The following is an 8,932-nucleotide window of genomic DNA, read 5'->3' on the forward strand; positions in this document are numbered from 1 at the left end:
ATCTCTTCCGTTTTTCTTTCTTTTGATGGGTACTCACCGAGGTTTTGAATAGTTGGTCGAATAACTTTCTTAACCAAAGTGGGTACTTTTTTTATCCCGCTAATTCACTTTTAAAACAGTTTCTTAGGAATTGTTTGAATAATAAAAATTGGCCCTGTTTGAATAATGGTTCTTGGAATCTTTTTGCTGGAATGCAATTCTGTTACAAAAATGCTATCCAAATAATATTTCACTTCCCCTAAGACGACTTCAGGAATTCTAAAAGTAGCAAATAGCGTATCGCCTACTTTTAAATTTTCGGCGTTCAAATCCACATCCAACTGCCCTCCAAATCCCCAAGAATTTGTAGTTGAACCTATTTTTGCAACTAATACCTCTTGAATAGCTTCTTCAGCTTTTAATGTCCAGAAAAATAAATTTAAGTAGGCTGAAGTATCTGAAGTTGCTGTAACAAACTTCTTGCTTTTTGAAAGGTGAATGGTAATTGAATCTTCTGAATTAAAATGGTAAAAATAATATCGGTAGATAGAATCTGAGTAGGCCAATAAATTTGTTTTGCTCCTACTTTTTAAAAAATTATTACGCCACCCTTTAAGCTTTTCTGAGCTCACTAAAATTTTTTTATCAAAAGGTTTATAACCTTCTTTCGCAACCTTTCTAGAAATAGTTGAAGTTAAATATTCTAAATTAGAAATGGTTTCTGCAACACTAATTCTGGCAATTGAAGTATCACTTTTACTTTCACAACAGGAAGAACAGATAATTATGACAACCGATAAAAGAACTAGATTTCTCATTTTTAAATCTAAACAATTCCTTTAATAAAGGCATAATAAGTTTCCTCGGCTTCGATCGAAATGACGCAAAAAGGAAAAGAATTTCTATCAAAATTTGCGTAGTCAAATAGCTACATATATATTTGTAGCCAAATAACTACATAATGAATTTAAGACGCGACGTTTTCCAGGCCATCGCCGACCCAACCAGAAGGGCCATTTTGCTGCTGGTAGCTTCCCAGGCCATGACGGCCGGAGCCATCGCCGCCAATTTCGACACCGCCAGGCCTACCGTTTCCAAGCATTTGCAGATCCTTACGGAGTGCGAATTGCTGAAACAGGAACAAAACGGCCGGGAGATCTACTACCACCTCAACGCCAAAAACATGAAAGCAGTAGCCGATTTCCTGGAGCCTTTCCGTGAAATGTGGGACGACCGTTTCAACAAACTGGAAGCTATTATGAAAGCGAAAATACAGGAAGATCAAAAGAAAAAATAAGCCGGAGGGAATCAGGAAGATCGGTTAACCGAAGAAAAGTCCCCCTTTGGAGGGGGTTAGGGGGAGGATTTTCACGATATTGAAGATAAACATTGCGAAGATTCTCCCCTTGAGGGGAGTTAGAGGGGAGTTTTTCCTACATGCGATCACATCCCTCCGGCTCCCCTCAAGAGGAGAGTATCAGGAAACGTAAAATCAGATAATGGCGTCCTCCCCCTACCCCCCTCCAAAGGGGGACTGGGAATACAATACTTTGAAAACAAAAAACGCTAGAGTATTAACCGAAAAACTCGCCTTTTCGAAATCGAACATACGAACTACGAACATTCGAACATTCGAACATTCGAAACCAAAAACGCTATGGAAAAGAAGACAAAAATACACGCCGAAGACGGCAAACAGGACCTGGTAATTACCCGCGAATTTGAGTTGCCGCTGGAATACCTGTTCAAAGCCTACGAAGACCCCGAAATTGTGGCGCAGTGGATGGGCACCAACGTGCTGAAACTGGAAAGCAAAAACCACGGCAGCTGGCACTTCGAAACCACCGATCCGAAAGGAAACAAGCACGGCTTTCACGGCGTGATCCACGAATTTGTGCCGAACCAGAAAATTATCCGCACCTTCCAGATGGCAAACACGCCGTTTCCGCCGCAACTGGAATTCCTGGAATTCGAAACGCTATCGGAAAGCCGCAGCAAACTCACCATGCAGATCGTGTACCGCTCCGCCGCCGACCGCAACCAGATGCTGCAACTGCCTTTCGCACAGGGCATAAACATGGCGCACAACCGCTTAGAAGAAGTCGTAAAATCGTTAATTTAAACTTATGAAAAAGAGAAACAAGATCATTTACTGGGTGGCTACCGTCTGGCTTTCGTTGGGCATGGTTTCCAGCGGAGCGGTACAGTTTTTACAGCTAAAAGAGGAAGTGGACATATTCAACCACCTGCATTATCCGCTTTATTTCCTCACCTTACTGGCCATCTGGAAATTTCTGGGCGTAATTGCCGTGCTTATTCCTAAATTTCCGTTGCTGAAAGAATGGGCCTACGCCGGCTTTTTCTTTGCCATGTCGGGCGCGCTTTTTTCGCATATTGCCACCGGCGACGGCGCGCAGGAAAACTTCGGCCCGGCTTTGTTGTTGGTGCTTACCGCCCTTTCCTGGTACTTCCGCCCCGCCGATCGTAAACTGAAACCGGTTAATTCCTAAGGTCAACCATGAACCCGAAAGTCGATTTTTATTTTCTGTAAGCCGGTTTCATCAAAAGTTTGCAGTCTTCGGTGGAAAACTATAATCAGCAGGAATTTTTAAATTGCCGGAAAAACGCTATCCCTTTTCCCTAAAAAACTCAAAGCAAAAACCAGATGGGTAAATTAGCCGAAATAAAAACGAAGGAAGACTCCGCCAGCGTAACCGATTTCCTCAACGCCATTCCCGACGAAACCAAGCGCCAGGACAGCTTCCGGGTTCTGAAAATGATGCAAAAAGCCATGCAGGAAGAACCAAAAATGTGGGGCACTTCCATGATCGGTTTCGGCAATAAAATTTACAAAAGCCCTACTTCCGGCCGCGAAGTTGCCTGGTTTAAAATGGGTTTTTCGCCCCGAAAAGCAAACCTTTCCTTACACCTGATCAATCTGAAACAACACGCCGCCGACCTGGAAAAACTGGGCAAACACAAAACCGGCGAAGGCTGCCTCTACATCAACAAACTCAGCGACGTAGACCTGAACATTCTGGAAGAGATCATTAACAAAACTGCCAAAAATGAGCAATAAAAATACCTTAGCCCCCAACCAACAGAAAGAACTTCTCAGCATTTTAAAAGCACGTTTCGAGAAAAACATGAACCGCCACGAAGGCATTTCCTGGAAAGATGTGCAAACGAAACTGGAAGCTAATCCGGAAAAACTATGGTCGCTGGATAAAATGGAAGAAACCGGCGGCGAACCCGATGTGGTTAGTTTTGATACAAAAACCGGCGAATTCACTTTCTTCGATTGCGCCCCCGAAAGCCCGAAAGGCCGCCGCAGCATTTGCTACGACCACGAAGCGCTGGAATCCCGAAAAGCCCACAAACCCGAAAACAGCGCCATGATGATGGCCGAAGAAATGGGCATTTCGCTGCTAAACGAAGAACAATACCACCAACTCCAGCAAATCGGCAACTTCGACACCAAAACCTCCAGTTGGTTACTTACCCCGCCTGCCGTCCGCAAACTGGGCGGTGCTATTTTCGGAGATCGCCGCTTCGATAGGGTTTTCGTGTACCATAACGGCGCGGAATCTTATTATGCGGCTCGTGGTTTTCGGGGTTGGTTGCAGGTTTAAAAGATTGTATTGTTATGTTGAAAAGCTTTCGGACTTAAAAACGCTATGCTTTTCGGCTTAAAAACTCATTCTTAAGATAGAAATAGTTGAAAGTTTCTAGTTTGTCATCCTGAGCAACGTCGAGGGAACTTATGGGGCCTTTAACTGAATAAAAATTGCTTTTTTTCAGAAACAGGCTTTATAAGTTCCCTCGGCTTCGCTCGGGATGACGCAAAAGATTAAAAGCTCAAAGAGTAGAGTAAATCGACATTTAAATTTACAAACTAGCAATACTTATTCTTTGCCTTAATTCATTAAATTTAAAGGAATTAAACTTCAATTTATGAAGAAGGCCAACCTACAAGCTCTAACTTATCCCCTGCTCTTTTTATTTTTCATCATCGCTTCCTGCAATGGACAAGTTAAAGCTCCCCATGAAAACGCTAGGGAAAATGCTCCAAAAACTGCCGCTGCTATTCAAACAAAAATCAGGAAGATCCCGGGAATAAACAAAGCTGGAAATGTGCATTGCGGATTACAGGATAAGGACGGGAATATGTGGTTCGGAACTACCGGACAAGGAATTTACCGCTATGATGGAAGCTCGTTCACCAATTTCACCGTGAAAGATGGACTGTCTAGCAATATTATCTATTCCATTTTAGAAGATAAAACCGGAATTATCTGGATCGGTACGGATATCGGGATTGTGTGTCGTTATGACGGAAAATCATTTACCCCAATTTCGCTTCCATCCGGCGATGGCCAGGATCTTTTGCCGAACGCGTTGCCAACCAATAATCCGCGCGTAAAGAATCCGGTAAACTGCATTTACCAGGTTAAAAACGGCAGGCTTTGGTTTGGTACTCACAAAGGCGTTTATCAATACAACGGAAAATCTTTTACCCGCTTTCCCCAAAAGGAAGTCGTAGCCAACGAAAATAACCTCCGTCTGGAAGCAACCTATAATATTTTAGAAGATCGAAACGGGAATATGTGGTTTTCTACCTGGTTCGAAGGATTGATTCGCTACAATGGGAAAGTCATCACCAATTTTAAACCAAACAACGAGGTCTGGTTTTCGGGGCTGCTGGAAGATAAAAATGGCAACATCTGGATAGGCCGAAGAGACAAAGGCGTGGTGCGCTACGATGGCAAAACTTTTACCAATGTGGTACAGCACGGCATACTGGATTCCTGCGGTGTAGACGCGATGTTGCAGGATAAAGCAGGCAATATCTGGATAAGTACGGAGTTTGGCAAAATAACCGAACGGGAAACCAAAGGCGGCCTGTGGCGCTACGACGGTAAAACGTTCAAAAACTTTACTACCAAAGACGGCCTGCCGGAGAACGCAGCCTTTTGCCTGGTAGAAGATAAAGCCGGCAACCTGTGGGTAGGCACCAGAGGAATGGGTTTGTGCCGGTTCGATGGGAAAAAGTTTACCAGTTTTTCAGAATAAAGAAGCTCAAACTTACAATGGGTTTGAAAGGGCAAAATCTAAAAATTGCTCCGAAGAAAAGCTTTTTTCTAACTTCTGATTTAAAGCTAAAAAAAGCCTGCCTTCTAAAATTGAAAGCACCCTGAATTGCATGGCTTTAGAATCTTAATTGATTACCAATGAAAAAAATCACAGCCATTATCATCCTGACTTTTTACGCAACGTTCCTATTTGGCCAGGCTAAAAAAGCAAAACGAAAAGAAAGCAGTAAACCGTTTGTATTAGGCGTCATCGATGAAGTGCAATCGAAAGTATTGGGTGAAAAACGGACACTGAATATCTATCTTCCGGAAGGGTATGATCCGAAAGATACGGTACGCTATCCAGTTATTTATTTGCTCGATGGTTCCGCGGACGAAGACTTCATTCACATTGCCGGACTGGTGCAATACAACAGTTTCGAATGGATAAACCGCGTTCCCAAATCTATTGTGGTGGGCATTGAAACTGTAGATAGAAGAAGGGATTTCACCTTTCCTTCCACCATCGAAAAAGATAAAAAAGCGAACCCTACCAGCGGCCATTCCGATAAATTCATCGCTTTTTTAGAAACCGAATTACAGCCTTTTATTCAGCGAAAGTACAAGCCCAGTGCATCTAAAACCCTCATCGGCCAATCCTTAGGCGGACTTTTAACTACCGAAATTTTATTTAAAAAGCCCGATCTGTTCAGTAAATACATCATCGTAAGCCCAAGCCTTTGGTGGGACAATGGTTCACTGTTAAGTCAGCAGCCGGGAATTCTGGAAAGTGCATTCAACCAGCCAAAGGAAATTTACATAGGCGTAGGAAAAGAAGGCCTCACACCTACTGAACCGCCACGGGTAATGGAAGTGGACGCCAATGTTTTAGTCGATAAACTGAAGGCCGCAAACAACAAAAACCTGCGTGTATATTTCGATTACCTGCCGGAAGAAAACCACGCTACGATCATGCATCAGGCGGTTTTGAATGCGTTTAAAGTTATCTATTCAAACAGTAAGGTGAAGTAGATTTTCAAGTTCTAAATTTAGGCCTCATAAGATCCATCGGCTTCGCTCGGGATGACAAAAAACGTTCTAATACAGAGCCCCCTCTAATTATCTTTAGTTTCTATATTTACCAATGAAGAACTTAAACTAGCTTTTATCTAATTATGAAAGTCTTGCCCTAACCGTAAACACAAAATAAAATCCAGTTTAGTTTTCTCATCTTCAACTCCATAACATCCGTATACAGCGGATAGCTTAATTATTTAAGTTTCGGTTTGTTACGAATTAATTGTTGGAATTATGAAGAGAAAAATGCAGGAAAGTTTGCTACTGGATCCTGAACTGGAACAGGAGCTAAAACAAGCGTACTATGAGGAAATAACAGCCTTGGATCCGAAGAATTTTTACAACCAGAATGCGGCCAAACACTTGATAAATTTCTATTCCCAGCCGGCGGGCATCGAAGATATTTTAAGAGATTGGATGAAAGCTACGGAACAGCCGTGGGCAAATATTCTTGCAATAAACGAGGAACTTTGGATGCGGATTCATTTTGGTTCGAAGAATCCCAAAGAAACGCACCACATGAAATCGCACGTTCCGAATAAATATGCCACGTTGGTTGTAAATAACAAGCCGAGTAAAAAAGAGGCAGATATTTACCTGAACGGCAAATTTATCAGTTCCACCAAAGAAGCCAAAAAAGGAATTAGGGTGTACAGCGGCAAACCTTATAAACTGCAACTGAAAAGAAACCGAAAAACGTACTGTGAAACGAAGATCATTTTAGACGAACAGGAAGTTCAAACACAGATCTGTAAAGCCAATTAAATGGGTTTGAATTTACGGGGAAGCGCTGGAAGCCCGGAAAGAACATAAACCGAAAAACAGCGCCATGGGAATGGCCGCGGAAATGGGCATCGAGATTTTAACCGAAGAACAATACCGGGAACTGCAGCAACTGGGCAACTTCGATACGAAAACCTCGAGCTGGGTGAAAACGCCGGAAGCTATCAGAGCACTGGGCGGGGCCATCTTTTGCGACCGCCGCTACAACCAGGTTTTCACGTATCACAACGGGGCGGAATCTTACTATGCCGCCAGGGGGTTTCGGGGTTCGTTACGGGTTTGAGTTCGTTGGTTTGAAGTTTTGAAGCCTCTCTTTTAGAGAGGCTTTTGTTTTTATTTTAGGATAGGTCAATTGGAGGCTCAGTTGGTTTTGGAGAATGAGAAAGTTTTGGTTCGATGCAAATAATAATTTTAATATTAACCTTTTGTTACCTGAAAAATCTATATTTGATTAAGATAATAATCTGTTCGGGTTGAAGCATTTAAAACGCATTGAAAATTTTCTGGAGATTATCTACCGAATAAACTGCCAAAATCAAACTAAAAGACATTGGGACGCTTTAAAAAAATCGAGATAAAAGGATTATTTTTTGAAAATTTCAACAAACTATTTGATGATGCACTTATTGAAGCTATTAATTCGACAGATTTGACTGAAAAACAAATTATAGAAAAGCTTGCACCAGAATTTGAAGGTTTATTCTCTAAATATGAGGAGAGCATATCAAATCTATATGCAGAAAAACAAAATATTAATCTTGATAATTTTTTAAAAGTCCACTTTAAAAATCAAAAGACAATAGCTGAAACTAATAAGGACTCTTTCAATCCTTTTTTATCCTACATAAACATTAGCGTAGTTGTTTATAAGAAAATAATCGAACAGACTAAAAGAAAAAAAATTGACAGCACACTTAAAATAAATATCGCACTTTATGGACTTGTATTAAGGCGGGCTCAGCAAATAGTTGATTTACTCCTCAGTGGATTTATTGACGCTGCTATGATTGTTTGGCGTTCGCTTTATGAAAATGCTATTATTCTACTAGTAATTGCAATTGAAAATAATAACGAGCTAGCAGACAAGTTTTTTCAACATTCAATCAAAAACTCTCAAAGGAAAATAGTAAGCTACAATAACAATTACCAAGATCTTAAATTCAAGCCTTTGCCTATTACCACAGAGAAGATTTTAAAGGAGGAAACAGAAAGGCTTAATCAGAAATATGGTAAGGACTTCTTAAGTAATGAATTTGGCTGGGCAGATGACTTGTTTCCAGGTAAACAGAAAGCAAATTTTAAACTCTTAGAAGAAAAAGTTCAAATGAATAGGTTTAGGCCATATTACCTTATCTGTTGTGAACAAATTCATTCAAATTTTAATGCGTTTAACAATTTTATGTCTGGAAGTAAAATAGTACTTCCTAGTCTCCTTAATCAGGAAATAGATATGAAATCATTTATCGATCCGATGCAATATACCGTTGCTATTCTTCACGAAGTAAATGATTACATTTTATATGAATTCTCTACTGAAAAGGAGTTTAATGTTAATAGTTTGTTTACACAAAAGATATTCAACAAATTACAATTCTCCTTTAAACCAAGCTGAAAAAGAAAAAGGGTAAACAATTAAATAAGAGGGAATCATAATGAAATTGTTTTTTGCGGCACTTAAATTTATTTCTTTAAAAGATTTCAAAGATGAATCTATTGAGCTCGTTCCAGGTTTATTGCTTACCCAAAGCCCAAAGGTAAAGCGTGAAATTCTTTCAGAAAAAAATCGAGCAATAATTGGAGTAATTGATTCAAACTTCATTCAACAAAGTGATGCTTTACTATATTATAAATTTGAAGAAAATGATGATTTATTCGCAGGTTTAACAAACTTGTTGATCTTAGAAACTGTTTTAAAAGCCATTAGCAACGTTTAAGCATTACTGAGATCATTGCTATATATACCATCGATTGGCTGTTCATTCTGTTCTTCTCATAATCTTTATTCAGACGCCTTGCATGCA

General features: G+C 40.5%; 11 protein-coding genes and 1 pseudogene. 11 read left to right on the forward strand and 1 reads right to left on the reverse strand.

Annotated elements, in window-relative coordinates:
* Nucleotides 1-110: 110 nt before the first annotated feature.
* Nucleotides 111-797: a hypothetical protein gene (locus ACFPIB_RS17370; RefSeq protein ID WP_378018747.1), complete on the reverse strand. Its 687-nt coding sequence runs from the start codon at nt 795-797 to the stop codon at nt 111-113.
* Nucleotides 798-940: 143 nt separating this feature from the next.
* On the opposite strand from ACFPIB_RS17370, the gene ACFPIB_RS17375 reads away from it, so the two are divergent.
* From ACFPIB_RS17375 to ACFPIB_RS17425, 11 genes and pseudogenes are all read left to right on the forward strand, one after another.
* Nucleotides 941-1,276: an ArsR/SmtB family transcription factor gene (locus tag ACFPIB_RS17375; RefSeq protein WP_378018748.1), complete on the forward strand. Its 336-nt coding sequence runs from the start codon at nt 941-943 to the stop codon at nt 1,274-1,276.
* A 360-nt stretch (nt 1,277-1,636) separates the two neighbouring features.
* Nucleotides 1,637-2,101: an SRPBCC domain-containing protein gene (locus tag ACFPIB_RS17380; RefSeq protein WP_378018749.1), complete on the forward strand. Its 465-nt coding sequence runs from the start codon at nt 1,637-1,639 to the stop codon at nt 2,099-2,101.
* Between the two features lie 4 nt (nt 2,102-2,105).
* The gene (locus ACFPIB_RS17385; protein WP_378018750.1) at nt 2,106-2,489 is read left to right on the forward strand and encodes a DoxX family protein; all 384 of its coding nucleotides are present in this window, start codon (nt 2,106-2,108) and stop codon (nt 2,487-2,489) included.
* A gap of 155 nt (nt 2,490-2,644) precedes the next feature.
* Nucleotides 2,645-3,058, forward strand: coding sequence for a DUF1801 domain-containing protein (locus ACFPIB_RS17390; RefSeq protein WP_378018751.1), 414 nt, complete (start codon nt 2,645-2,647; stop codon nt 3,056-3,058).
* Nucleotides 3,048-3,611: a DUF4256 domain-containing protein gene (locus ACFPIB_RS17395; RefSeq protein WP_378018752.1), complete on the forward strand. Its 564-nt coding sequence runs from the start codon at nt 3,048-3,050 to the stop codon at nt 3,609-3,611. Before ACFPIB_RS17390 ends, ACFPIB_RS17395 begins: the two co-directional genes overlap by 11 nt.
* Before the next feature lie 322 nt (nt 3,612-3,933).
* Nucleotides 3,934-5,052 carry a ligand-binding sensor domain-containing protein gene (locus ACFPIB_RS17400; RefSeq protein WP_378018753.1) on the forward strand — a complete coding sequence of 373 codons (1,119 nt, stop codon included), beginning with the start codon at nt 3,934-3,936 and terminating at the stop codon, nt 5,050-5,052.
* 158 nt (nt 5,053-5,210) lie between these two features.
* Nucleotides 5,211-6,083, forward strand: coding sequence for an alpha/beta hydrolase (locus ACFPIB_RS17405; protein ID WP_378018754.1), 873 nt, complete (start codon nt 5,211-5,213; stop codon nt 6,081-6,083).
* Nucleotides 6,084-6,362: 279 nt separating this feature from the next.
* A complete protein-coding gene (locus ACFPIB_RS17410) occupies nt 6,363-6,893 on the forward strand; it encodes a hypothetical protein (RefSeq protein WP_378018755.1) in 531 nt (176 codons plus the stop codon).
* A 19-nt stretch (nt 6,894-6,912) separates the two neighbouring features.
* Nucleotides 6,913-7,194 (forward strand): annotated as a pseudogene (locus ACFPIB_RS17415) (DUF4256 domain-containing protein); the annotation flags it as partial.
* A 267-nt stretch (nt 7,195-7,461) separates the two neighbouring features.
* A complete protein-coding gene (locus ACFPIB_RS17420; protein ID WP_378018756.1) occupies nt 7,462-8,523 on the forward strand; it encodes a DUF5677 domain-containing protein in 1,062 nt (353 codons plus the stop codon).
* A 40-nt stretch (nt 8,524-8,563) separates the two neighbouring features.
* Entirely contained in the window at nt 8,564-8,845 is a 282-nt protein-coding gene (locus ACFPIB_RS17425; RefSeq protein ID WP_378018757.1) for a hypothetical protein, read from the forward strand.
* Nucleotides 8,846-8,932 lie beyond the last annotated feature (87 nt).

It is taken from the genome of Adhaeribacter terreus, assembly GCF_042657365.1.
GTDB classification, from domain to species: Bacteria; Bacteroidota; Bacteroidia; order Cytophagales; family Hymenobacteraceae; genus Adhaeribacter_A; species Adhaeribacter_A terreus.

Bases quoted from the DNA above. Each gene is read 5' to 3' on its own strand.
- ACFPIB_RS17370 (WP_378018747.1), bottom strand. From the start codon at position 797: ATGAGAAATCTAGTTCTTTTATCGGTTGTCATAATTATCTGTTCTTCC.
- ACFPIB_RS17375 (WP_378018748.1), top strand. From the start codon at position 941: ATGAATTTAAGACGCGACGTTTTCCAGGCCATCGCCGACCCAACCAGA.
- ACFPIB_RS17380 (WP_378018749.1), top strand. From the start codon at position 1,637: ATGGAAAAGAAGACAAAAATACACGCCGAAGACGGCAAACAGGACCTG.
- ACFPIB_RS17385 (WP_378018750.1), top strand. From the start codon at position 2,106: ATGAAAAAGAGAAACAAGATCATTTACTGGGTGGCTACCGTCTGGCTT.
- ACFPIB_RS17390 (WP_378018751.1), top strand. From the start codon at position 2,645: ATGGGTAAATTAGCCGAAATAAAAACGAAGGAAGACTCCGCCAGCGTA.
- ACFPIB_RS17395 (WP_378018752.1), top strand. From the start codon at position 3,048: ATGAGCAATAAAAATACCTTAGCCCCCAACCAACAGAAAGAACTTCTC.
- ACFPIB_RS17400 (WP_378018753.1), top strand. From the start codon at position 3,934: ATGAAGAAGGCCAACCTACAAGCTCTAACTTATCCCCTGCTCTTTTTA.
- ACFPIB_RS17405 (WP_378018754.1), top strand. From the start codon at position 5,211: ATGAAAAAAATCACAGCCATTATCATCCTGACTTTTTACGCAACGTTC.
- ACFPIB_RS17410 (WP_378018755.1), top strand. From the start codon at position 6,363: ATGAAGAGAAAAATGCAGGAAAGTTTGCTACTGGATCCTGAACTGGAA.
- ACFPIB_RS17425 (WP_378018757.1), top strand. From the start codon at position 8,564: ATGAAATTGTTTTTTGCGGCACTTAAATTTATTTCTTTAAAAGATTTC.